Origin of the sequence: Pseudomonas sp. PAMC 25886 (genome assembly GCF_000242655.1) — a bacterium.
Classification (GTDB): domain Bacteria; phylum Pseudomonadota; class Gammaproteobacteria; order Pseudomonadales; family Pseudomonadaceae; genus Aquipseudomonas.
Map to the genome: position 1 here is coordinate 142,672 of NZ_AHHC01000093.1, position 23,514 is coordinate 166,185.

The following is a 23,514-nucleotide window of genomic DNA, read 5'->3' on the forward strand; positions in this document are numbered from 1 at the left end:
AGGATACCTGCCCGACTCGATTGGCTTGAAGTCAGGCCTTTTTGGTACGCGGCAACAGAATCGCCAACACCCCGAACAGCGGCAGGAACGAGCACAGCGTGTACACGTACTCGATGCCGTGGATGTCTGCCAGGTGCCCCAGCAGCGCCGCACCAATCCCGCCAAAACCAAACATCAAACCGAAGAACACCCCGGCGATCATCCCCACATTGCCCGGCACCAACTCCTGCGCGTACACCACAATCGCCGAGAACGCCGAGGCCAGGATAAAGCCGATCACCACACTCAGGATGCTGGTCCAGAACAGGTCCACATGGGGCAAGATCAGGGTGAACGGTGCAACGCCGAGGATCGAGAACCAGATCACCGCCTTACGGCCGATCTTGTCGCCAATCGGCCCGCCAAAGAACGTCCCCGCCGCCACCGCGCCCAGGAACAGGAACAGATGCAGCTGGGAACTGGCCACCGACAGGTCGAACTTCTCGATCAAGTAGAAGGTGAAGTAACTGGTGAAACTGGCCATGTAGAAGTACTTGGAAAACACCAGCAGGCCCAGCACCACCAGCGCACTCAGCACCCGCCCCCTGGACAGGCCATGAGTGGCCGCCTGGCCTTGCTTGAGCTTGAACAGGTTCAAGTGGTTGGCGTACCAACGGCTGATCGCATACAGCACAAACAACGCAAACACCGCGAACAGGCCGAACCAGGCCACATTGCCCTGGCCGAACGGAATGATGATCGCCGCCGCCAGCAACGGGCCAAAGGCCGAGCCGGCGTTACCGCCCACCTGGAAGGTCGACTGCGCCAGACCATAACGACCGCCCGACGCCAGGCGCGCCACGCGGGAGGCTTCCGGGTGGAAGGTCGACGACCCGATACCAATCAACCCCGCCGCCAGCAGGATCAACGGGAAGCTGCCCACCTGGGACATCATCAAGATGCCCACCAGCGTGCAGATCATCCCGCAGGGCAACAGGTACGGCTTGGGATGGCGGTCGGTGTAATAACCCACCCATGGCTGCAACAGGGATGCGGTGAGCTGGAACGTGAGGGTGATCAGGCCGACCTGGGTGAACGTCAGGCCGTAATTGGCCTTGAGCATCGGGTAGATCGAGGGCAGTACCGACTGGATCAAGTCATTGATCAAATGCGCCAGCGCCACCGCGCCGATCACACGCATCACCAACGGGCTGGTTTGCCCGGCAGCAGGCGTCGTAGCCACGGAGGGCTGGGAATTGCTCAGAGCCATGGGAGGTTTTCCGTACAGCAGATGGATGCACAGGTGCAGGTGCGACAATGTGCCACTTTTGGGGGCAGGAAGGCTATCCCGTTAGCAGGCTAACGACTAGATGAATCGATGCAGCGGTCATGGTTTGTAAAGGGCCAGCAAGATGAATCCCTTTAATTTGCGGGACGTTTCCTAGAGAATCTTTCGGCCTTGTGCCTGGGGGAGTCGGTGGCTAGTCTTCGGTCCGTCGCTGGTTTTCAGTGATCGGGTTTAGCAGCCTGAACTCAATAGGCACACGCTTTACGCCCCAGTTTATGGTGGCTGTGCGTGGGGCACCTTCGGGTGCGCCGGTTTTCCTATTGACTGGTCTGCTAACCCGCGTACAGCCGCCACCCTTCTCGTTTAGCAGCGACGGTGGCAGCTTCTTCAGGTCAATAGGAGCTACACCATGTTCAAGATCGTCCCCGATCCACCCCGTGACCAAGCCAAAGACCGCGCCGCCTTCAACCGAGCGCTCGACCACTACCTGCCGACCGACCCGCCGCAACCGTCGACGAACTTCTACGCCATCAGCGACGACATCAGCTTCGAAGACTCGCTGCTCTACACCGCCGACCTGCTGCACAGCGCCTCGGCCACCGCGCTCGACTGCGGCGAACAGCTGCAAAGCCCCGAGCGTGCCAAAGTCCTCGCCGTGTGGCACCTGCTGGAGATCGCCAAAGCCATGGTCGACCGCTCGATAGAGTGCCTGCACCCGCGCAAAACCTGACGACCAACACCGAACAAATGTGGGAGCCGGCTTGCCGGCGATAACATCACCTCGGTATCAGGGATACACCGAGGTGCCTGTATCGCCGGCAAGCCAGCTCCTACAGAAGATTTTTGTGAGGCCGGGACCCACGCAAACCCCAACCGCTCGTCACCAAACCCGGTGTTTCCCGTTAAACAGTTGATAGCGTAGATAAATTTTCAAAAAAAGCGCTTGACGCATTCCCGTTCTCCGCGAATAATGCGCGCCACTTGGCTACATAGCTCAGTTGGTTAGAGCATAGCATTCATAATGCTGGGGTCCGGGGTTCAAGTCCCTGTGTAGCCACCAAGTACTAAAAACGGCTTACCGAAAGGTAGGCCGTTTTTTTATGCCTGAAGAAAAGTACACTGCCCCACCACATGGAGGTGACGCATGACATTCCCCGCCACCGGCATCCACACCGACCGGCTTTTACTGCTCCCCGCCCACCCTTCCCACGCACGCGCCGTGCAAGCGTACCTGCTGGAAAATCGCGATTTCCTCCAGCCTTGGGAACCGTCGCGTGATGAAGCCTTTTTCGAACTGACAGCCATCACCGAACGCCTCGAAACCCTGGCCGACAAAACCGCCAGCGATGACGCGTTGCACCTGCTGATATTCAGCCACGGCAACATCATCGGCGCCTGCAACTTCAGCAATGTCGTACGCGGTGCGTTCCAGGCCTGTCACCTGGGTTATGCGCTGAGCGAGTCCGCCCAAGGCAAGGGTCTGATGCAGGAAGCGCTGACGGCGGCGATTGCCCATGTGTTCGACGCAATGCAACTGCACCGAATCATGGCCAACTACCGCCCGGAGAATGAGCGCAGCGCGCGCCTGTTGGCGCGGCTGGGGTTTGAGCGGGAGGGTGAAGCGCGGGCGTATCTCAAGATCAACGGGGTTTGGGCCGACCATGTTCTGACCGCCCTGATCAACCCCAACGATATTTAAACCACTCAGTCGCTGTGGGCGGCATCGCTTGGTGCACCCGGACAAGGATTCACCAACTCCGAATACTCAAACTCCGTGAAGTACGGAATCTTTGTCCCCGGGATCATCCCTCCGCCGTACTTCTTCTTGCCGCTCGGCCTGACTGCTTTCGCGCCGGCACCAATCAACAACGGCTGACCATCAGCCAGCAAATAATCCACCATCTCCCGGTGCAGCGTGCCGTTCCATTGCTTGTCGGCATTCAGCGGCAGCAACACGAAGTTGGAGTCCGCCGTGAACATGTTCAGCGCTTCCGCCGCTTCCCGGGAGGTGGCGGTATGGCCGCACAGCACTTCGGCGGTTTTCAGGGTGTAGGCCGGCACGTACCGGCTGCTTTGGTACTTGCTCAGGATCAGCCCTTTGCGGGTCAGCACCGCTATGCCTTGCTCGGCATGGCAGATCGCCTCGTCGCCATACTTCAGTTTGCAGAAGTTGGTGTAGGAGATGTCGATGATGTCACTGCCGGAAACGCCCAGGTCCTGCTGTATCTGCGCGCGGGCTTCAGGGGTTTGGTAGGGGATGCTGCAGCCGCTCAACAGCAGTGCGGCAACGACGAAAACCAGCGGTAAAGTACGCATGAAAACTCCAAAAAAGATGAGGCGTGGCAATCCATTAAATCTCTACCGGTAAAACCAGGTCCTTTTGCCCCTCCACTGTCACGTCATAAATCTTCTCGCTGCACACCGAGAAGCCCTGCAAATCAAACTCCACCAGATAGGTTTTGTTAGCCTTCGGCAGGAAGCTGCGGGATAACGGTCCGCACTTTTCCAGGGTATAGGACGTGCCGCGATCGTTGCGCCAGTTCGCAACGCCCTCTACCACGGTCACCTGATCCGCCGGCACCAGCGTCTCCCGGAACGGCCGGACCTGATAGAGCCCGTGGGCCAGCCCCTTGTACAACCCGCGGGCAAACGCCGGCATTTGTTGCTCTTGGGCATCATTGTAAACATTCCCCACGCTGCTCAGGTTCCCCGCCGGGCCCACGCTGAAATGCACCTGTGATTCAGTGCTGAGCATTCTGAAAATGACTTTCGCATGATGGTCGTCTGCCGTCAGTACGACCGGCTTGGGTTTGGCCGGCGGTGGGCCTTTATGAGAAGAACACCCCGCTCCAACAGCAGCCACCAGGCACAACGGAATGACCCACGCAAAGGAACGACCCATAGATAAATTCAAACCCGATTAAATGTCAGAAAGGTTAAGCGGCAGATAGCTTAATGCCACTACCCCGGGAAAGTCTCTCTCAACCGTTAGTGTGCCGTCTATTGCAGGGCGAAGTTTGAAACCACTAGAATGGGATTAATTCTCACTTACGAATTTATCTCATGAAGTTGGTTTCGCCCACCGATGCGCCTACGCTCGATGCGCTGTACCGCGGCTACCACGGTTGGTTGTTGACCTGGTTGCGGCGGCGTGTGCAGTGCTCCCATCAGGCGGCCGACGTGGCGCAAGATACGTTCGTACGCTTGCTGGCATCGGGCACGTATGTCGCGCCGGGTGAGCCACGGGCTTACCTGGCCACCATCGCGCGCAGGTTGCTGATGGACAATGGCCGCCGTCGGCGCCTGGAACAGGCCTACCGCGAAGAGCTGGAACGCTGCGCCGCGTACCTTGAACAGGCGCCTTCACCGGAGCAGATCCTGCAAGCTGCGCAACTGCTTGAGGCGATTGACCGGGCCTTGGCACGCATGAACAAGCGGATCCGCGACACCTTCATCCTGCGCTACCTCGAAGGCCTGGACCAGGCGCAGATTGCCCAGCGCCTGGGCGTTTCGGTGCGCACGGTGCAGAACGATCTGGTGGAGGCCTTGCTGGCGTGCGATGCGTGCGCCCAGCCATGAGTCAGCCTCTGCCCCACTCAGTGTTGCGCCAGGCCGCCGAATGGCTGGTGCGGCTGGATCACGAAGGCAATGCCGCCAACGAACAGGCGTTTCGCGCCTGGCTGGCCGCCGACCCGCAGCACCCGCAAGCCATTGCCCGCCTTCAGGGCCACTTGCAGCCGCTCAAACAAGCGCCGGCCCGCGCTGCGTTACGTCGCGCCCGACAGCCTCGCCATGGGGCAACGCTGGTCAAATGCCTGGCCCTGGCGCTGCTGCTGGCGGGTGTGCCGGCGTACCAGTACGAGCAACGTGGCTACCTGTTCGCCGACCTGAGCACCGACCGTGGCGAATGGCAGCAGACGCTGCTGGCCGACGGCAGTGACCTGCAACTGGAAGGCAACTCCGCCGTGAACCTGCACCTGGACGCCACCCAGCGCCGCGTGCAACTGCTGCACGGTGAGATCCTGGTGACGGTGGCCAAGGACGCCCAGCGACCGTTCTATGTCGACACCCCCCAAGGCAGCATTCGCGCCCTGGGCACGCGTTTTATCGTCGAACTGAGCGACAGCGCCACGGTGGTCAAGATGCTCGAATCTTCCACCCGCATCGAGAGTGCCGGGCACACGATCACCCTCGCCCCCGGCCAGCAAGTGCGCCTGGATGCAAACGGGCCGGGCACGCCGAAAGGCGTCGACGTGCAGGCGCAGCAACACGCCTGGACGGCCCATCAATTGCTGGCCAACGATGAGCCACTGGCGGACGTGCTTGAGCGCCTGGCGCGGTATCGGCCGGGCGTGCTGATGTTCGACCGCAAGGCCCTGCAAGGCATACGCGTGACCGTGATGCTGCCCACGGACGACAGCGACCGCGCGCTGCGCCTGCTCACGCGCACCCTGCCGATTGAGGTCAGCACCTACACCCCTTGGCTCACACGTGTGTCGTTGAAAACGCCGGCCAAATAATTTTTGCCTGGCGTTGCGTGTTTTCGGTTTCGCCGCGTCCTTCCCTTGGCCAACATCCAAAGGAGCACCGATAACATGTCTTCAACCCCCACTCGCGGCGGCCTGTTGCTGGCCAGTCGACTGTTGCTTGGCTGCCTGCCGCTGGCGTTGCCCGGCCTGGCCTACGCGCAACAGCAGGTGCAGGCGTTCGACGTCGCCCCAGGCCCACTCGGCGATGTGCTGACGCGTTTCGCCCAGGCCTGCGGCGTGCCGATTTCCTTCCTGTCGCAACAGGTGGCCGGGTTGAACAGCCCCGGCGTGCGCGGCAGCTACAGCGTGGCGGACGGGTTCGCGCAGGTGCTGGCCGGCACCGGTTTCGCAGCACGCGGCAATGCCGATGGCTACCAGCTGGAAAGCTTGCCGGTGGCCGGCGGCACGCTGTCGCTGGGCGCAACCGAGATCACCGCCAACCAGTTGGGCACCATCACTGAAGGCACCGGTTCCTACACCCCGGGCACTATCGCCACCGCCACGCGCATGGTGCTGACCCCACGGGAAACCCCGCAGTCGATCACCGTGATCACACGCCAGCATATGGATGACTTCGCGCTCACTTCGATCGACGACGTGATGCGCCATACACCGGGCATCACCGTGTCGACCTTCGACAGCGAACGTAACAATTACTACGCTCGCGGTTTCTCGGTGGAGAACTTCCAGTACGACGGCATCCCGACCCTGCGCAACTCCGCCTACTCGTCCAGCCAGACCCTCAGCGACATGGCGATCTATGACCGCGTGGAAATCCTCAAGGGTGCCACCGGCCTGCTGACGGGCGCCGGCGCCCCTGGCGCGACGATCAACCTGATCCGCAAAAAGCCCACGCGGGACTTCAAGGCCAGCGTCGAACTCGGCGCCGGCAGTTGGGACAACTATCGCTCCCAGATCGACGTGAGTGGCCCGCTGACCGACAGCGGCAACGTGCGCGGGCGTGCGGTGGCGGCGTACCAGGACAAGCACTCGTTCATGGACCACTACCAGCGCAGCACCACTGTGTATTTCGGCACGCTGGAAGCCGACCTGACCGACGACACTTTGCTCACCGTCGGTTTCGATTACCTGGACAGCGACCCGCAAGGCTCGGGCTGGTCCGGCAGCCGCGCGCTGTTTGATCGCAACGGCAACCGCATCGACGTGAAACGCTCCTACAACAACGGCGCCAAGTGGAGCCGCTGGGAGCAGTATTCTCGCAGCGCGTTCTCCACCCTGGAACACAGCTTCGACAATGGCTGGGTGATCAAGGGCCAATACACCCACCAACTCATGGGCTACGACGCGCCCCTGGGCTCGATCATGAGCGGGCCGTTCCCCGCCACCGGCCTGTCGTCCCTGTACGCGAACAAGTTCACCGGCAACACCCGCGCCGACTCGGGCGATATCTACGCCAGCGGCCCGTTCAGCCTGCTGGGCCGTACCCATGAACTGGTGATTGGCGCGTCGGCCTCCAACTCCCACTGGACCGGAAAAGACTACGGCGCCCCCGCTTACGTCGGTAATAACCAGATCGATTTCTGGAATTTCGACGGCAACGCTCCGGAGCCGAACTGGGGCGCGCCGACCCGGACCATCGATGCCACCACCCGGCAATCCGCCGGCTATATGGCGGCACGGTTCAACCTCACCGATGACTTGAACCTGTTCCTCGGCAGCCGCGTGGCCAACTACAAATTGCGCGGTGACGACGACTCCACCGAGACCGGCAAGCTGGTGCCCTACGCCGGGGTCACCTACGACCTGAACGACAACTTCACCGCGTATGCCAGCTACACCGACATCTTCATGCCGTCGAGCGACAACCGCGATCGCCACAACAAATTGCTGGAACCGGATGAAGGCAAGAACTACGAAACCGGCCTCAAGGGTGAGTTTTTCGAGGGCAGGCTCAACACCAGCATGGCCTACTTCGAAGTGCATGAAACCAACCGCGCGGAGCCGGACGCCGAATACAACGCCGCCCCGACCAACCCGTCCCTTGGGTATGCCGAGAAAGGCATCAAGGCCAAGACCAAGGGTTTCGAGGCCGAGATGTCCGGCGAGCTGGCGCCGGGCTGGCAGGCCCAGGCCGGCTACACCCACAAGATCCTGCGGGATGAACATGGCGACAAGGCCTCGACCTGGGAGCCGGAGGACCAGTTCAGTTTCTTCACCTCGTACAAACTCAAGGGCCCGCTGGACCGCCTGACCGTCGGCGGCGGCGCACGCTGGCAGAGCAGAAGCTGGCAAGTGGTGTACAACCGGCCCAAGGCGCAAAACGAAGAGTTCTCGCAGGAAGCGTATTGGGTGGTGGACGCGATGGCCAAGTATCAGGTCAGCGAACATCTTTCCGCGACGCTGAACGTCAACAACCTGTTCGACAAGCAGTACTACACCAACATCGGCTTCTATAACACGGCCTATTACGGCACCCCGCGCAATGTGATGCTCACCACGCGCTGGGACTTCTAACCGGCCAGGCGCCAGCGCCCCGTTGTGTGGGGCGCTGTTGCATCAAACCCCTTGCCGCACAAAACACTGCTCCACCACCGACTTGCCCCACTGCTGCCCTTCCTGCTCCGACACCAGCACAAAGCCCGCGTTTTCATACAGCTTGCGCGCCACGTCCAGGCCCTTGAATGTCCACAACCGCACCGCCGGGAACCGGTGTTCATCGCAGAAATCCAGCGCTGCTTTCAGCAGCCGTTTACCCAACCCCTGACCATGGGCCGACGGGTCCAACATAAAGCAGCGCAGGATCGCCTCGCCGTTTTCGCCTTCGCCATCAATGGCAATCGAGCCGACGATCTGCGCGCCATCCAGCACCGTCCACACTTCGTTGCGCGGGTTGGCCAGGCGCCCCATCAGCTCGGCCATGTCCGCCGCCACCAGGCTTTCGAATGGCTGGCCAAAATTGGCGTGTTTGGCGTAGTACTCGGCATGCATCTGCGCGATGCGCCCGATTACGCCCGGCCGGTAGCCACGGGCAATGCGGTAGTGCCGGGGTTGCCGGGCGCCGGTGCGCTGGGTTTGCAGCGCGCCGGCGTATTGATCCAGCCCACGGCTGACCGCCTGTTGCTGCTCACTGGACAGGTCGGCAATCGCCTCGCCCACCTGGCGCCGGGCAAACGCTTCGATCTCGCCCAGCGTCTTTTGGCCTCGCGCGGTGAGCCGCAGTTTTTTCGAGCGGGCATCGTCCTCGTTGGCAAACTCTTCCAGTTCGCCCGCCTCGATCAGCTTGCGCACCATACGGCTCACGGACGACTTTTCCAGCCCCAGCAAGGTGACCAGTTCCGCCGCCGTCAGCGCGCCGCGCTCGCCGATTTCAACCAGGGTGTGAACGGAGGAAGGCGGGTAGCTGCTGGCCGCCAACTTCGGCTGCATAAAGCCCAGCTCTCGCACCATAAGGCGCGAGGCACAGCGGATCTGATCGATAAGGTCTGGCATTGAACGGTTCACGGGGACACCCTTTTCCCGAATGAAGAGACAAGTAGTTGTATAGCACAACCAAAGTCAATGCAACGGGTTCGCGACCTTCGGGGCGCGAGGCGTCCGGACTCGCTGGTCCGCCAGATCAATGGTCAATTCAGCGGGCGGTGGGCTTTCCAGCGTATCGTTCAACTTCATCCTCAGAGGCTTATTCTCATCGGCCCCGTACTCAAGTTCGGCATTGACGCGTTTATGGGTATGGCCAAGTGAGGCGTTGCTCGAAAACCCGATATTAGTCATTGAGGGGACCGAGAGGGCATGGGACTGGCTCGCGGTGTAACTGAGGCTCATGGTTTTGAGGCGCAAGTTCTCACGCTTGCCCAAGGCCGTTTTGATCAGCAATTCCGGGTTTTCACCGTCAAGGATTTTGCTCTCGATGGTGCGCACCACATCCGGCTTAAGCTCCAGGCCGATTCCCACCGAAGTCCCCTCGCCGTTCTGCAACTGGTCAAGCACCTGCGCAAACTGCGGGTCATCCTTGAGCCACTGCACAATGTCAGCCTTGTTGGCGGGTGCAACATCGTTCAACCAGGCATGCTGTCCATCATCACGCAAACCGACGTAAGTGGCAGACGCCGTCACCGACACCAATTGGCGAAGCCCCTTCTCTACCAGATTCTGCTGGTGAACGAGCTTATCCAGTGAGTCGTTGAGTGTGTGGTAAGCCTCGGGTTTCGTTGCTGTCGCGGGATGCGTTTCCAGAAACCGTTGCAGCGTGGCCAGTTGTTCTGCCACCGGTTTGCCCTCCAGCTTCAGGGCGCCAAGGTCGCCTTTGAATCCGGGAGCGTAGCGAGAAAGGTCACTGACAAGGCTGTCGATCGCTGACTGAGCCACAGGCTCTGGCCGCTTGAATGAGAAGCTGAACCCCCGGGATTGCCCGCGATCAAACTTCACCATGAACGACACCTCCGGCAGTGCGAACGCTGCGGTGCCCGGGCCTGGACCTCCCGGCATACCTAACCCCACCACATTAACCGGGGCGACGTTGACACCCACACCACCCTGGCGCAGGAGTTGCCCATTCGCCCCGCCCCCCTGAGTGGTGCCTGAGGTGCTGCGACTGGTTGACTGGCTTTGATCCAAATGCACCAGATTGACGTTGCCGACAAGTCCAATGCCCGACCGAAGTACCGAAGCCAGCTCGGCAATGTCTTCTTGCGGGTTGTAGAGCATGCGCAATTGCGCGAGCGCGTCCAAGCTGAGATCAGCGTTGTTTTTCGAGCTTTCACCCGCACTGTGTGCCGAGCCCAGTCGCATCAGGTCAAAGATATTGCCCTGCTCCCCCGTAAGGATCGACATCATCTTGGGAAAGTCAGCTTCCTTCACCTCGAAACCAATACTCGCCCCTTTGCTATTGGCCAGCGCAGCGGTCATTTCCGCCGCCACCCTCAGGCCCGGTCCCACGGCTCCCGTGCCTCGCCCAAGGGTTACCCCCGAAGCCACCGAGGCGGCCAGTCGACGGGTGTCATCCATGCTGATCTCAACCCTGGCACCCTTATCGGTGCGACTGACGCTGACACCGTTGGTGTGGGACTTGGAAACCCCGACAAAGAACTCCACCGGCGCCACCGGTTGTATTCCAGTCACCATAAGGCCCAGGCTTTTGCCCTGGGCACGGCTCGGCGACAGCGTCTGGCTGCTGCCCATCTGTTGGATCTCTTGTGTCAGCGCCTCCTTGATACTCGCATCGGCGGGCAGCCCCAGCAATCGCGAGAGGTGCCAATGCAGGGCCGATCCCGGCGTTCCGAGGTCCTTCGCCAGCAGCTTGAAGTTTTTGTAGAGGGTCTCGGCCTGGTCATAGCTGGCAATGTTCTGACCGGACATCTGGTGCACGGGGCTTTCCTCATAGCCCTTCATCAAGGCCCCGAGGGACTGCTCGACTCTCGCCAAGGCGCTTGGGCTCATGTCTGGGACCCTATCCAGCTCAACCGCCAAATCCGTCAGTTGCTTGAGGGTGTTCGCCTGGTGAATCAGGTCGCCTTCGATCACCGCAGAGGGATGATTGAGGTCACGCTTGCGCTCCGGGTTCCAGGCTGGAGACGACAGGCCCTGCCCCTCGAAGTTGGCCAGCAACGCAGCGGTCTCCTTCTGCGAGGAGGGCGATAGCCTTTTGAAAGCCTCGTACAGTTGATGCAGCGTCGACTCAGGTTGAATGTTCGCCCGACTCAAGCCGGGCTTCGGATCAAACGTTATCCCATGCACATCCCCCAGGCGTTGTGCAGATGACTTGCTGTCCTTTTCCACCTTGGCCAGCGCTCCGCTTATGGCCTTTGCCAAGGTCTGACGCGCCCCCGATTGGCTCAGGGTCTCAAGGCGTGACGTGAGATCGGCAGGCACCGGCCGGGATTGGGAAAGCGGCTTGAGTTGCTTGCGCAGGTATTTGTTCTCGGCGTAGGCACTTTCCAGTCCCTGGCGCCCGGTGAAGTGATGCTGAATGTCCCGGCCCATTTGCTTGAGGCTGTCCAATGGATGAAAATGCGCTTTCACACCCGAGAAGAAGCTGCGCTTGAGCGGAACACCTTCAGTGGTCTGCCCCATCACATTACTGGTGACGGCCAGTGCGCCACCTGGAAACATTGTGCGCAGTTGGGCGCCGGCCAGCTTCTCGGACAATGACGGGCCTGGGGCGAATGATGCAGATTGCACCGGCCCCCACGTCATAGCGCCATCGGCGGAGGTGTCCAGGCGAAAGAAGCGATTGCCCCATTCCCCCACCAGGTGCTTGTCGGCCCCCATGCGCAGAGAGTCCAGACGCTGCCCATTCGGCAGTTCGACCTTGCTCCAGCTCAACGCGGCCTCGGAGCGCCCCTGCCAATCCTCGCGCTTCAACATGAAAAGCCCGCCGTCTTTGCTGTGTGCATAGAGGTTTGCGTCTTTATCCAGCGCCAACGCCTGCACGGCGATGGGCGGGGTAAGTGTCAGTTGGCGGGTGACTCTCCCCAGGTTTGCCTCAAGTTTATTGTCTTGATCGGCCGTCACGAACGTCCTTCCGTCAACCACGGCAAACGCCGTGATTTTCTGCTGGCCGCTCCCTGCCAATACCTCGTCAAGCGTGGCTTGCGTGCGAGGTTTGGGTACACCTGACAAGTCGTGACTCGCGCCTTCGTGGATCGGATCCCGGACTTGCCGGGTCGCCACTGCCTTCAACTGGCCGTCCTGCAGCACATAAGCACGGCCATCCAACCCGCGCTCCAGCACTTGGATATCTGTTCGCGGACCACTCTCCCAGCTTTGCGTCGCCCTGTCCCAAACCAACAGATTGCCCTCATCCAATGCAATCTTTCCACGCTGGCCCAGATCGACCGTACTGGCCAATGCCTGCAAACTCGGTTGCGGCAACCCTTTCTCAATGCCCTTGACCAGCACATCACTCAGGTTCCATTGCGGGCTCAGTGAGTCGTTGCCGGTCAAGGGAGCACTATGCAGCTGCTGGCGCGAGTCACGCACCAGCATGTTGAGCTGCCCCTCATCGTCATGGAAGAACCCCTCTACGCTCACCGCCCCTTTCAACGCCCGCTCCAACGACTCCACCGGTTGCCGGGACATTTTCAGCACGCCGCCCCGCGCCTGTTGCAGATCGGCCTGCAGCAATTCGCCATCGGCCGTGGTTGCATAGAGGGTATTGCCGGACACCCCGATGCGCGTGAGTTGCAACGGGTTACCGGCCTCATCCAGCGCACTTAAAGTCGCCCCTGCCGCGTGCAGGACTGATCCGCTTTGGGCATCGCTCAGAGAAACCGTGACCCGGCCCTCGGCGCTGCTGTCTGCCACACCCTTGGGCATCTTGAGCAACTGCCCTTCACGGCTCAGGCTGATGCGGCTGAAGGCGCGAGTGTCGGGGTCAGGCACCCAGGTGGCGATGGCGGGTTCGAAGCGGAAGAGGCGTCCGCCTTCCAAACGATACTGCTGGCCATCAACGGTGGTTTGTACCTGGCTGATAATCGCCATGTGGGCCCGGCCCGGCGCATTGCCCGGTGGTATTGATGCCCTGTCCTGGGGACGGCTGCTCTTGAATACCGCCGCCGCCGCAGGCGTTGACTGGATCTGAAACCGATAGTGCCGCTCATCCTTGAAACCCAACGTGTGCTTGCCCGCATCGCCGGATGCATCGGCGACATACTGCTTGTTCGCCTGGTTCAAATGATGCGCAATCTCCTGGCCCTCCCGGGTGCCATCCGCCTGCACTTTCCCCGCCTTGAGGGCAGGCGTGAACAACATTGAGGTGGGGGTCAGCGATTGGTAGCGATCCGCTTGCTCAGGGGGTAGCGTTTCCGAGGACACGCCTGGAAGTCCTTTGCGCGGTTGCTTTACACGCGTTTCCTGAGAAGCGTCTTCGGTGGCTGAGGTTATCGGCGGTTCCACACTAGGGCGATACGATCCGGCCAAGCCTTCGGGTACTGAGTTCATTGCAACCTCTTGAGCTATTGTGTTCAAAACCTCCTAGTGACCATTTGTAGGAATTGGTTCCCTTCACCTGGAGAACCCGGGACAGCGAGTCGCATTGTCCCAGCGTGGTCCGATTTGCCCAGGATCGTTTCTGCGCACTGAGGTACATTTACCCCACGGACAACAGATCATTCTCAAATGAACGGAGTCATCGCGTGTTTTCGATTTTCCACCGTCAACGCCTTACCGCCCTCTCACTGATTACCACTGCCCTCACCCTCGCCGCCTGCCACAGCGCCACCGCGCCCGAACTGCCGCCCGCCCCGGAACTCGGCTCGGGCTATCGCACCGACATGAGCACCCGCCACGCCGAGCGCCATATGGCGGCGGCCGCCAACCCGCTGGCGGCTGAAGCCGGGCGCGAGATCCTGCGCAAGGGCGGCTCGGCCATCGACGCAGCGATTGCCATGCAAGCCGTGCTGACCCTGGTGGAGCCGCAGTCGTCCGGGATCGGCGGCGGCGCGTTTATCATGCTGTGGGACGGCAAAAAGGTGCAGGCCTATGACGGTCGCGAAACCGCACCGGCGGGCGCTACCGAGCGGTTGTTCCTCAACGCCGACGGCACGCCGATGGCGTTCCCGCAGGCACAGATTGGCGGGCGCTCGGTGGCCACCCCGGGCGTGTTGCGCGCCCTGGAAATGGCCCACAAAAAGACCGGTCACCTGCAGTGGGCAACGCTGTTCGAGCCGGCCATTCGCCTGGCCGAACAGGGCTTCCCGATCTCGGCGCGCCTGCACAGCCTGATCGCCGCCGACCGTTACATGAGCCGCTCGCCGGAAATGACCGCCTACTTCCTGAATGCCGACGGCAGTCCCAAGGCCACCGGCACGCTGCTGAAAAACCCGGCGCTGGCCAACGTCTTCAAGCGCATCGCCAAGGAAGGGCCGGACGCGCTGTACTACGGCCCGATTGCCGAAGAAATCACCCGCAAGGTGCAGGGCAACAGCAACGCCGGCAGCCTGACCCTGACTGACCTCAAGGGCTACAGCGCGGTTGAGCGGGCGCCGCTGTGTACCGACTACAAGCGCTGGAAAGTCTGCGGCATGCCGCCACCGTCGTCGGGCGGGATCGCCATCGCGCAGATCCTCGGTACGTTGCAGGCCCTGGAAGCCCGCGACCCGCGTATGACGCTGGCGCTATTGAAGCCGGTGAAGAACGACTCTCCCGCAGGCCTGGAGCCAGTACCCGACGCGGTGCACCTGATCGCTGAAGCCGACCGCCTGGCCTATGCCGACCGCGCCCAATACGTGGCCGACTCGGACTACGTGCCGGTGCCGGTTGCCGGGCTGGTGGCGCCGGACTATCTGGCCGGCCGTGCCGCGCTGATTGGTGAGCGCAGCATGGGCGTCGCCAAGCCGGGCAAGCCTGCGGGCATTCAGGTGGCCTACGCGCCGGATCGCTCGCCACTGCGCATTTCCACCTCGCAAGTGGTGGCGGTGGATGACGTGGGTGGCGCGGTGTCGATGACCACTACCGTGGAGTCGGCATTCGGCTCCCATGTGATGGTCCAGGGCTTTTTGCTGAACAACCAGATGACCGATTTCTCGTTCATCCCCGAAGAGAACGGCCAGCCGGTGGCCAACCGGATTGAGCCCGGCAAACGCCCGCGTTCGTCGATGGCACCGACGCTGGTGTTTGATCGCCAGAGCGGCGAGCTGGTGGCCACGGTCGGTTCCCCGGGCGGTTCGCAGATCATCGAATACGTGAGCAAAGCCCTGGTGGCCATGCTCGACTGGAACCTCGACCCGCAAGCCGCCGTCGGCCTGCCCAACTTCGGCAGCCGCAACGGGGCGACCGAACTGGAAGCCGGCTTGTTCAGTGCGCCGTTGAAACAGGCGCTGAAGGACAAGGGCCACGCCCTGAGTGAAATCGACATGACCAGCGGCGCCCAGGCAATCGTTCGGGTGCGTGATGCCCAGGGCAAGGTATCGTTGGTCGGCGGTGCGGACCCACGCCGTGAAGGCGAGGCCCTCGGGGACTGATGTGACTCACTGGAGAGCTGCGCGTGCACAAGGCAAATAACCTCGGCGCCCTGGTTGGCGTCGACCATGGGTTCTGTTCGATTGACGATCCATTGCGGCCTGACGACGTGTTCATCTGCAAGCAGGTGCACAGCACCACGACCATTGAATGGAGCGCGGAGCTTACGGCCAATACGGTTGAGGCCGATGGGGTTTTCAGCCGGGATGTGCAGCCGATCGCGGTGATCACTGCCGACTGTTTGCCGTTGCTGATGGCTTCGGAGAGCGGAGATTTTGTCGCGGCAATTCATGGCGGCTGGAAGGGGCTGCAAGGCGGGATCATCGCCAATGCCATGCAACGGTTCAGCGCCGAGGGAGTGGCGCTGGAACAATTGCGGATCGCGATCGGGCCGTCGATCAAGCCGTGTTGCTATGAGGTGAGCGGCGAGTTTGTCGCGCAGTTGCAGGCGAGTCAGGGTCACTTATGGCCGGACGGGAATGCGCCGTGGACGCTCGAGCAGCCGGAGCCGTTGTTGGCACCGGAGATTCAGCCGCCAGAACCCAGGCAGGCCTTGAGTGCGTGGTTTGATTTGAGTCGTTATGCGCTGATCTTGCTGGAGGCCGCCGGCATAAAGCGTGAGCAGGTCGAGGTGAGCGAGGTGTGCACGTATTGCACCTCGCCGGCGTTTGCGAGTTATCGCCGAAGGACGCATGACAGTACGGAGCGCAAGACGTTGTTGTATTCGTGGATTGCTCGCGCAGAGTGATGGGAAGCCCCCTACAGTTCTCGTAGCTACTAGCCTTGGGGAGCCCATAGGCTGTCATCTTTTGCGATACAACGCTTCTTGAATACCACTCCATCCGCTGACATTTTCTGGCCCCGCCATTCCTTGCCAGAGGCTACGTCAAAGACGTAGAATTTTGCGTGTTAACGATCATCGAGTCGCCACTATTCAGCAAGCTATGGCCCGATTACTGGACCGAAGAAGAACGGGGTATTTTTATGGCTTTTCTCGCCAACCACCCCGGCTCAGGAACTGTCATTCCAGGCTCTGGTGGTTGCCGAAAAGTACGCTGGAGCCTTGAAGGCCGAGGCAAGAGCAGCTCAGTGCGGATCATCTACACAACACAATTGGCGTGTGGTGCACTGGTTGCCCTGCTGATTTATGGCAAAGGTGCCACCGAGAATATTCCCGCGCATGTCCTCTACAAAATCGCCAAGGAAATGAACCATGCCACTCACTGAGAAACAACTTAAGGAACGTGACGCCAAACGCAACATCGGCGAGGAATTGCTGGCTGCCGTTATTGATGTCAAGGAAGGTCGTCATGGCCAGGTCCATCACGTCGAAATCACCCAAGCCGCCGAGGCCCGAAGTAAAACTGGGCTGTCGCAACCCAAGTTCGCCGAATTGCTGGGAGTCTCTGTACGAACGCTTCAAGAATGGGAGCAAGGCCGCCGCTCTCCGTCCGGCGCAGCACGTTCATTGCTGCATATAGCAGCCATCAGGCCGGACGTTTTTCGAGAAGTCCTCAGTAACGCCTGATGGCATTCCTGGGCTACCGGCTGATCTTCAACCCCTTACGCCCCGCATGCCGCTCCAGCGCCAGCTCGATCAACCGGCTCACCAGCTCGCTGTAGCTCATGCCCGCCGCCTGCCACAACTTGGGGTACATGCTGATGCGGGTAAAACCCGGCAACGAGTTGATCTCGTTGATCAGCACCTCGCCCTCGTCCGTCAGAAACACATCCACCCGCGCCAGCCCGGCACAGCCCAACGTCTCAAACGCTTCGATGGCCAAGGCGCGAATGCGCTCGCTGTCTTCAACACTGATGTCCGCCGGCACCACCACCTGGGCCGCCTGGTCATCGATGTATTTGCTGTCGTAGGAGTAGAAACCGTCCCGTACCACGATCTCGCCGCAACCACTGGCGATGGGATTCTCGTTGCCCAACACGGCGCATTCGATTTCCCGGCCTTTTACCGCCGACTCCACCAGCACCTTTTCATCAAACCCGAGGGCCAGTTCTACGGCGGCCTGATATTCAGCCTCGCTGCTCACCTTGCTCACGCCCACGGATGACCCCTGGTTCGCGGGTTTCACGAACATCGGCACTCCGAGTTTCTGCCGGGCTTGTTCGAAGGTGGTTCGCGCCGCCGTGCGACGGTTGAGGGTGATGAACGGTGTCACGGCAATCCCGGCATCGCGCAGCAGGCGTTTGCTGATGTCCTTGTCCATGCACACGGCCGACCCCAGCACATCGGAGCCGACAAACGGCAAGTCCGCCATGCGCAGCAGGCCTTGCAGGCAGCCATCTTCGCCGAGGGTGCCGTGGACGATCGGGAAGATCACGTCGACATGTTCCAGGGTGGCCTGGCTGGCCGTTTCCACCAGCTGCTGGCTGGCCTTGCCCGGCACCACGGCCAGTTCGCGGTTGGATTGGTTGAGGGCGATCAGCGCCGGGTTTTCCTCGTTGAGCAAAAAGCCCGAGGTGTCGTTGAGGTGCCAGTGGCCGGCCTTGTCGATGCCGATCAGGATCGGCTCGAAGCGCGAACGGTCCAGTGCATCGACGATGTTGCGCGCCGATTGCAGCGACACTTCGTGCTCGGCCGAACGGCCACCAAAAATAATCCCTACCCGCAGCTTGCTCATGATCGGCCTCACGTTTGAAAGTAAGGCTTCTTACCATGAGCCGTCAGCGATTCGCTACCAGCGTGGCCCCGAACAGCACATAACAACCACCGGCAAACCGGTCCAGCCACTTGCGCGAGCGGCTGTAGACGTTGGCCATGCGTTCACTGGAAAACACCAGCGCCACGCAGGAATACCAACTGAACGACAGCGTCGCCATGGTGATCACGGCCAGGGTCAACAGCATCGGCGACGGTGACTGCGGCATGGTGGACGCAAAGATCGTCGCGACGAACAACGCCGCCTTGGGGTTGGACAGGTTGCCCAGCAGGCCCAGGCGCCAGGCGGAGAACAACGAGCGACGCGGTTCGTCGGGCAACAGGTTCTGGGCCATCGACGGTGCCGAGCGTTTGAACAGCTTCAACCCCAGGTAAATCAGGTAGCAGCCGCCGATGATCTTGAACGCCAGGTACAACATGGGCGCGGCAGTGAACAACGACTTGATCCCCAAGCCGCCTGCCAGGCCCCACATCACGGTGCCGGTGGCCACGCCAGCCGACGCCACCACGCCATGGCGGCGTGAACAACTGGCGGCCAGTTGCGCGGTGTTGAAGAAGTTCGGGCCGGGCGTCACCACCGCGACGGTCCAGAGCAAGGCCAGCGACAACAATGGCGCGGCATACGGCAGGCTGGGGAAAAGCATCGATTGATCCATCCTTAAGGGAATTAAAAGATCCTTGCCGTTTACAGCTCAGGTTCGGGTTCGTGCACCAACAGGTCACCCGGCTGACACTCCAGATACTTGCAGATTGCGTCCAGGGTCGCCAGCCGTATGCCCTTGACCTTGCCTTGCTTGAGCAATGACAGGTTTTGTTCGGTGATACCAATGGCGGCGGCCAGGTCCTTGGACTTGACCTTGCGCCGGGCGAGCATAACGTCCAACTCAATGACAATAGACATGCTGTTCTCAAACAAACGTGCGGTTTTCAGAATCCACTTCACTGGCCTGCCACAGGATACGCGCGATCACCGAGATGCAGCCGGCGAGAAACAGCGCAACGATGCTGGGCGGGGTGAAACTCAAGGTGAGCAGCCGCTGGCCAACCGGCTCATTCATCGTGACCCAGACACTGAGCAATGGCTCGCACAGAAAATCCAGCAACACCCACAGTGCCACGGCCCGGCCTACTTTACCCAAGTGCTGGGCGGCGGCGCTGGAAAAATACTCGCCACGGGCATAGTTCTGAAACAGCTGGCGCAAATGATTCAAGCCCGACACCAGCGCCATCAGGGGAATGCTGGAGAGCAGGACACCGCCCAGGGTCTGCCACCAAGGGAACGCCGCGACCATCTCGGCCCGCCCCTCGATCTGTTGAGCACTCAAGGCGAAACCAAACCCAACCGAAGCGCTTTGTACCGGGTAAAGCCACGCGGTGGTATTGAGCAGCAGCATCGCGACAATCAACAACAGGGTGAGCAGTGCCATGCGCTGGCTAAGTTGGGCAAGACGTTGGGAATTCATGGGTAAGCCTCGGGGGTTAATGTGAGGCGAAAAATAAACGATAAATTATCGTAAAACAATCATTTTTTAATGATTTGCGATATCCACGTATAAATCGGATCCCTGCCGCCGTCGTTCCGGTGCTGGCACAATCGTTCAAGACCACGGCAGACAGCCCGGTCACACTGGGTTAACGTATTTGCGTCCCGACTTGCGGCTTTCACCATGACCAAACCCTCTCTCGACTGGCTGCACCGCGCGCCCCACGCCAGTGGCCTGGAGCGTATCGAGGCGTATTTTGCCGGGTTTGGCTTCGACCCCCATCGCCACGACACCTACGCCATCGGCCGCACCCTGTTCGGCGTGCAGAGTTTTCACTATCGCGGCGGCATGACCCACAGCCTGCCGGGGCGGACCATGGTGATCCATCCCGACGAAGTGCATGACGGTTGGGCCGGCAGCGAGGAAGGCTTCAAATACCGGATGATTTACGTGGAGCCGGCGCTGATCCAGCAGGTGCTCGGCGGCAAGCCGTTGCCGTTTATTCCCGGCGGGCTGTCCAGCGACCCGTGGCTGTACCGCGCCAGCGAAGTGTTGCTGCAAAGCCTGGATTGCCCGATTGATCCGTTGCAGGAACAGGACGCGATGTTTGACCTGGCCCAGGCGCTGAACAATGCGTCGGGCATCACGGTGAACCGCAAGACCTTCGACTACCGCGCCGCCGAGCGCGCGCGGGAATTTATCCACAGCGCGCTCGGCCGCCCGATCACCCTCGATGAAATGGCGGAATACGCCAACCGCGACCGCTGGGCGTTGTCGCGGGATTTTCGATTGTTGTTTGGTACCAGCCCTTATCGCTACCTGACCATGCGTCGCCTGGACCTGGTGCGCAGCCTGCTGGGCCAGGGCCAGTCACTGGTGGATGCCGCGCTGACCGCCGGTTTCACCGACCAGAGCCACATGACCCGCCAGTTTCGCAGCACCTTCGGCATGCCGCCGTCGCGCTGGGTGAAGATGCTCGGGCGCTGAAAATCCCGCCTTTGGAATACAATCAAAAATGTGGGAGCGGGCTTGTTGTGGCGAGCGGGCTTGCTGTGGCGAGCGGGCTTGCCCCGCGTTGGGCTGCGAAGCAGCCCCATCAATCTGTGGTGAACCCGTCGGGGGGCAAGCCCCCTCACCACAGCAAGCCAGCTCCTACCATTGAACTATGTCGCTGCCGAAATCGTATTCGACGCTGGAGCTCGTTCTTTAAGCGCTAACGCCAGCACCGCTCCCGCCAGGGCAATCGCCGCGCTCCACCACAACGCCAGTTCGATCCCACCCGCCTGCGCCGCACCCGTCGACCCGCCGGCATTCGCCAACGACACCAGCAACGCCAGCCCCAATGCGCCGCCAATCTGCTGGCTGGTGGACGCCATGCCCGCCGCCACGCCCTGCTCTCCTGGCCGAATGCCCAGGCCGGCAGCCACCCACATTGCCGTCCAGGTCATGCCCTGGCCGATACTCAGGATGAAAATCCCCGGCAGCAGCGACCAGAATCCCGCCCCCGTCGGCAACGCCACGCACACCAGGGCGATGCCCACCGCCCCCGCCAACTGGCCGCTGACCAGGGTGGTGCGCAAGCCCAGGCGCGCCAATGATCGTTCAGCCAGCCAGATACCGCCGGTGCACACCAGGGTCGCTGGCAAAAACGCCAACCCCGCCTGCAGCACGCTGTAGCCGTAGACCTGCTGGTAATACACCGCCAGAAAGTAGTACTGCACGCCAAAGCTGCTCATGAATACCGCGGTCAACACCATGGCCATGCGCAACTCGCGATAGCCCAGCAGCCGCAGCGGCATCAAGGGGTCACGGCCCCGGTGTTCGATCCAGGCGAACAACCCCAGCAGCGCCAACGCCACGGCCATGCAGCCGAGGGTCGATGGCGCCGCCCAGCCCCACTCAGGCCCTTGCACCAGGGCGAACACCAGCAACGTGCCGCCCAGCGTCACGGTCAACGCGCCGCTGATGTCAAAATTGCGCCCACGGGCCCGCTCGCCATCGGCGGGGATCCAGTAGCGCGCCGCCAAAGCGCAGGCGCCGGCCAATGGCACGTTCACCAGGAAGACCGCTTCCCAGCCCCAGGCCTGGGTCAGCACGCCGCCGAGCAACGCACCCAAGGCCAGGCCCGCCGCCGACGCCGCGCTCCATACCGCAAACGCACGGTTGCGGGCCGGGCCTTCGGCGTAGTGAGTGTTGATCAGCGCCAACGTGGCCGGGAACAACAGCGCCCCGCCCACGCCCTGCACCGCCCGGGCCAGCACCAGCAACAATGCGCTGCCACCGAGCACCGCCGCCAGGGATGACAGCGCGTACAGCGACTGGCCGAGGATGTACAAGCGCCGCTTGCCCAACAGGTCGGCCGCGCGGCCGCCCAGCAGCAGGAAACCACCGAACGCCACGCTGTAGGCGCTGACCACCCACTGCAATTGCTGGGCGGAAAACCCCAGGTGGCTGCCGATCTGCGGCAGCGCGACAAACACGATGGTCGCGTCCAGGGCGATGATCAGTTGCGCGGTCGCCAGCAGCAACAGCATCCAGCCTGAGGGTCGAGAGAAAGACATCACAGCGTCCTGCCAGAAAATGAGAGGCGCCAGTGTCTTTCATGCTCAACAGATGATAAATAGCCTTATCACTCTTTCAGTAATGACTTTAATCATGGACCTGAACGCTGTTCGCCTGCTGGTTCGCGTCGCCGAAACCCGCAGTTTCACCCGTGCTGCCGGGGACTTGGGGCTGACTCAATCCGGATTGTCCCGGGCCATTTCCCGGCTGGAAAACCAGTTGGGCGTGCGCCTGCTGCAACGCAACACCCGCAGCGTCAGCCTCACGCCCGACGGGCAAATGCTCTATGAACGCAGCGCGCCGCTGCTGGCGGAACTGGCCGAAGCCGAGCAGCAGATGCTCGACCGCCGCAGTTCACCGTCCGGCCTGCTGAAAATCAGCACGCCGTCGTTGTTCGGTCGCAAGGTGGTGATGCCGGTAATCGGCGAATTGACCCTGCAATACCCCGACCTGCGCATCGAAGCGGTAATGACCGACCGCCTGGTGGACATCGTCGATGAAGGCTTTGACGCCTTGCTGCGCACCGGCGATATCCAGGATCAGCGCCTGATCGCCCGGGCGCTGCCGCCGCTGCGCTGGGTCACCGTTGCCGCCCCGGCGTACCTTGCGCGTTTTGGCACACCGCAGACCGTCGATGAACTCAAGGACCACAACTGCCTGACCGTGCGCAACCTGCGCACCAGCCGGCTGGTGGACTGGCAATTCATGCTCGATGGCAAAGTGCAGGACGTAAGCGTCGAAGGAAGGCTTATCTTTGATATCGGCGACGCGCTGGTGGACGGTGCTGTCGGTGGGTTTGGCATCGCCCAGGTGATGGATTTTGCGGTGAGAGACGATCTGGCGGCCGGGCGCCTGGTGCCCTTGCTGGAGGATTTTGCCGGGCGCAGCCGGGCGATATCGCTGGTGTATCCGCCGTCGCGGCAGTACTCGCCGAAGTTGATGGCGTTTGCCGAGGCACTCAACAAGGCGCGGTGGTAACACACCCATTGTGGTGAGGGGGTTTGTCCTGTGGCAGGGGGGCTTGTCTGTGGTGAGGGGGCTGTCCTGTTGCAGGGAGGCTTGTCTGTGGTGAGGGGGCTT

At 61.4% G+C, this 23,514-nt stretch carries 21 protein-coding genes and 1 tRNA gene; 12 read left to right on the forward strand and 10 right to left on the reverse strand.

The window, feature by feature from the left end:
• Positions 1-31 precede the first annotated feature (31 nt).
• Positions 32-1,249, reverse strand: a complete 1,218-nt coding sequence (locus tag MUM_RS0132065; RefSeq protein ID WP_010177055.1) for an MFS transporter — start codon at positions 1,247-1,249, stop codon at positions 32-34.
• A 427-nt stretch (positions 1,250-1,676) separates the two neighbouring features.
• Between MUM_RS0132065 and MUM_RS0132070 the strand changes: the two genes are divergently transcribed.
• The 3 genes from MUM_RS0132070 (at position 1,677) to rimJ (ending at position 2,966) form a co-directional block, all read left to right on the forward strand.
• The gene (locus tag MUM_RS0132070; RefSeq protein WP_010177056.1) at positions 1,677-1,997 is read left to right on the forward strand and encodes a DUF6124 family protein; all 321 of its coding nucleotides are present in this window, start codon (positions 1,677-1,679) and stop codon (positions 1,995-1,997) included.
• A 253-nt stretch (positions 1,998-2,250) separates the two neighbouring features.
• Positions 2,251-2,327: transfer RNA gene (locus tag MUM_RS0132075), tRNA-Met, on the forward strand.
• Positions 2,328-2,411: 84 nt separating this feature from the next.
• Positions 2,412-2,966, forward strand: coding sequence for a ribosomal protein S5-alanine N-acetyltransferase (rimJ, locus tag MUM_RS0132080; protein WP_010177057.1), 555 nt, complete (start codon positions 2,412-2,414; stop codon positions 2,964-2,966).
• 5 nt (positions 2,967-2,971) lie between these two features.
• Here rimJ and MUM_RS0132085 read toward each other — a convergent pair whose 3' ends face one another.
• Positions 2,972-3,583, reverse strand: a complete 612-nt coding sequence (locus tag MUM_RS0132085; RefSeq protein WP_010177058.1) for a hypothetical protein — start codon at positions 3,581-3,583, stop codon at positions 2,972-2,974.
• 34 nt (positions 3,584-3,617) lie between these two features.
• The gene (locus MUM_RS0132090) at positions 3,618-4,169 is read right to left on the reverse strand and encodes a hypothetical protein (protein ID WP_177325026.1); all 552 of its coding nucleotides are present in this window, start codon (positions 4,167-4,169) and stop codon (positions 3,618-3,620) included.
• 161 nt (positions 4,170-4,330) lie between these two features.
• Here MUM_RS0132090 and MUM_RS0132095 point away from each other — a divergent pair, with 161 nt between their 5' ends.
• The 3 genes from MUM_RS0132095 to MUM_RS0132105 all read left to right on the forward strand — a co-directional run bounded on the left by MUM_RS0132095 (position 4,331) and on the right by MUM_RS0132105 (position 8,271).
• Complete coding sequence (locus MUM_RS0132095) at positions 4,331-4,846, forward strand: sigma-70 family RNA polymerase sigma factor (RefSeq protein WP_010177060.1); 516 nt, start codon at positions 4,331-4,333, stop codon at positions 4,844-4,846.
• Complete coding sequence (locus tag MUM_RS0132100; RefSeq protein WP_029616191.1) at positions 4,843-5,787, forward strand: FecR family protein; 945 nt, start codon at positions 4,843-4,845, stop codon at positions 5,785-5,787. The genes MUM_RS0132095 and MUM_RS0132100 overlap by 4 nt, the downstream gene beginning before the upstream one ends.
• A 75-nt stretch (positions 5,788-5,862) precedes the next feature.
• The gene (locus MUM_RS0132105; RefSeq protein WP_010177062.1) at positions 5,863-8,271 is read left to right on the forward strand and encodes a TonB-dependent siderophore receptor; all 2,409 of its coding nucleotides are present in this window, start codon (positions 5,863-5,865) and stop codon (positions 8,269-8,271) included.
• 42 nt (positions 8,272-8,313) lie between these two features.
• On the opposite strand, the gene MUM_RS0132110 is transcribed toward MUM_RS0132105, so the two are convergent.
• The gene (locus MUM_RS0132110) at positions 8,314-9,246 is read right to left on the reverse strand and encodes a GNAT family N-acetyltransferase (protein WP_010177063.1); all 933 of its coding nucleotides are present in this window, start codon (positions 9,244-9,246) and stop codon (positions 8,314-8,316) included.
• A 66-nt stretch (positions 9,247-9,312) separates the two neighbouring features.
• Positions 9,313-13,569 carry an AvrE-family type 3 secretion system effector gene (locus tag MUM_RS0132115; protein WP_010177064.1) on the reverse strand — a complete coding sequence of 1,419 codons (4,257 nt, stop codon included), beginning with the start codon at positions 13,567-13,569 and terminating at the stop codon, positions 9,313-9,315.
• 320 nt (positions 13,570-13,889) lie between these two features.
• Here MUM_RS0132115 and ggt point away from each other — a divergent pair, with 320 nt between their 5' ends.
• The 4 genes from ggt (at position 13,890) to MUM_RS0132135 (ending at position 17,242) form a co-directional block, all read left to right on the forward strand.
• The gene (gene ggt / locus MUM_RS0132120; protein WP_010177065.1) at positions 13,890-15,716 is read left to right on the forward strand and encodes a gamma-glutamyltransferase; all 1,827 of its coding nucleotides are present in this window, start codon (positions 13,890-13,892) and stop codon (positions 15,714-15,716) included.
• 23 nt (positions 15,717-15,739) lie between these two features.
• Positions 15,740-16,462: a polyphenol oxidase family protein gene (locus tag MUM_RS0132125; RefSeq protein ID WP_010177066.1), complete on the forward strand. Its 723-nt coding sequence runs from the start codon at positions 15,740-15,742 to the stop codon at positions 16,460-16,462.
• A 158-nt stretch (positions 16,463-16,620) separates the two neighbouring features.
• Positions 16,621-16,941 (forward strand): hypothetical protein, encoded by a 321-nt coding sequence (locus MUM_RS0132130; RefSeq protein WP_029616193.1) that lies wholly within the window; start codon positions 16,621-16,623, stop codon positions 16,939-16,941.
• Positions 16,928-17,242: a helix-turn-helix domain-containing protein gene (locus MUM_RS0132135; protein ID WP_010177068.1), complete on the forward strand. Its 315-nt coding sequence runs from the start codon at positions 16,928-16,930 to the stop codon at positions 17,240-17,242. Before MUM_RS0132130 ends, MUM_RS0132135 begins: the two co-directional genes overlap by 14 nt.
• A 13-nt stretch (positions 17,243-17,255) precedes the next feature.
• On the opposite strand, the gene ddlA is transcribed toward MUM_RS0132135, so the two are convergent.
• Genes ddlA through MUM_RS0132155 form a run of 4 tightly spaced genes read right to left on the reverse strand, consistent with a single transcriptional unit; the run spans position 17,256 to position 19,851 of the window.
• Positions 17,256-18,350, reverse strand: a complete 1,095-nt coding sequence (ddlA, locus tag MUM_RS0132140) for a D-alanine--D-alanine ligase (RefSeq protein ID WP_010177069.1) — start codon at positions 18,348-18,350, stop codon at positions 17,256-17,258.
• Positions 18,351-18,393: 43 nt separating this feature from the next.
• Positions 18,394-19,032 carry a LysE family transporter gene (locus MUM_RS0132145; protein ID WP_010177070.1) on the reverse strand — a complete coding sequence of 213 codons (639 nt, stop codon included), beginning with the start codon at positions 19,030-19,032 and terminating at the stop codon, positions 18,394-18,396.
• 41 nt (positions 19,033-19,073) lie between these two features.
• On the reverse strand, positions 19,074-19,289 hold the full coding sequence (locus tag MUM_RS0132150; protein WP_010177071.1) for a helix-turn-helix domain-containing protein: 216 nt from the start codon (positions 19,287-19,289) through the stop codon (positions 19,074-19,076).
• A gap of 7 nt (positions 19,290-19,296) precedes the next feature.
• Positions 19,297-19,851 carry a DUF2975 domain-containing protein gene (locus MUM_RS0132155; protein WP_010177072.1) on the reverse strand — a complete coding sequence of 185 codons (555 nt, stop codon included), beginning with the start codon at positions 19,849-19,851 and terminating at the stop codon, positions 19,297-19,299.
• A 204-nt stretch (positions 19,852-20,055) separates the two neighbouring features.
• Between MUM_RS0132155 and MUM_RS0132160 the strand changes: the two genes are divergently transcribed.
• Positions 20,056-20,859, forward strand: coding sequence for an AraC family transcriptional regulator (locus MUM_RS0132160; protein ID WP_010177073.1), 804 nt, complete (start codon positions 20,056-20,058; stop codon positions 20,857-20,859).
• Between the two features lie 176 nt (positions 20,860-21,035).
• Here the strand turns inward: MUM_RS0132160 and MUM_RS0132165 are convergent, their stop codons facing one another.
• The gene (locus tag MUM_RS0132165; RefSeq protein ID WP_010177074.1) at positions 21,036-22,406 is read right to left on the reverse strand and encodes an MFS transporter; all 1,371 of its coding nucleotides are present in this window, start codon (positions 22,404-22,406) and stop codon (positions 21,036-21,038) included.
• Between the two features lie 121 nt (positions 22,407-22,527).
• On the opposite strand from MUM_RS0132165, the gene MUM_RS0132170 reads away from it, so the two are divergent.
• The gene (locus MUM_RS0132170; protein ID WP_010177075.1) at positions 22,528-23,412 is read left to right on the forward strand and encodes a LysR family transcriptional regulator; all 885 of its coding nucleotides are present in this window, start codon (positions 22,528-22,530) and stop codon (positions 23,410-23,412) included.
• Positions 23,413-23,514: the final 102 nt, after the last annotated feature.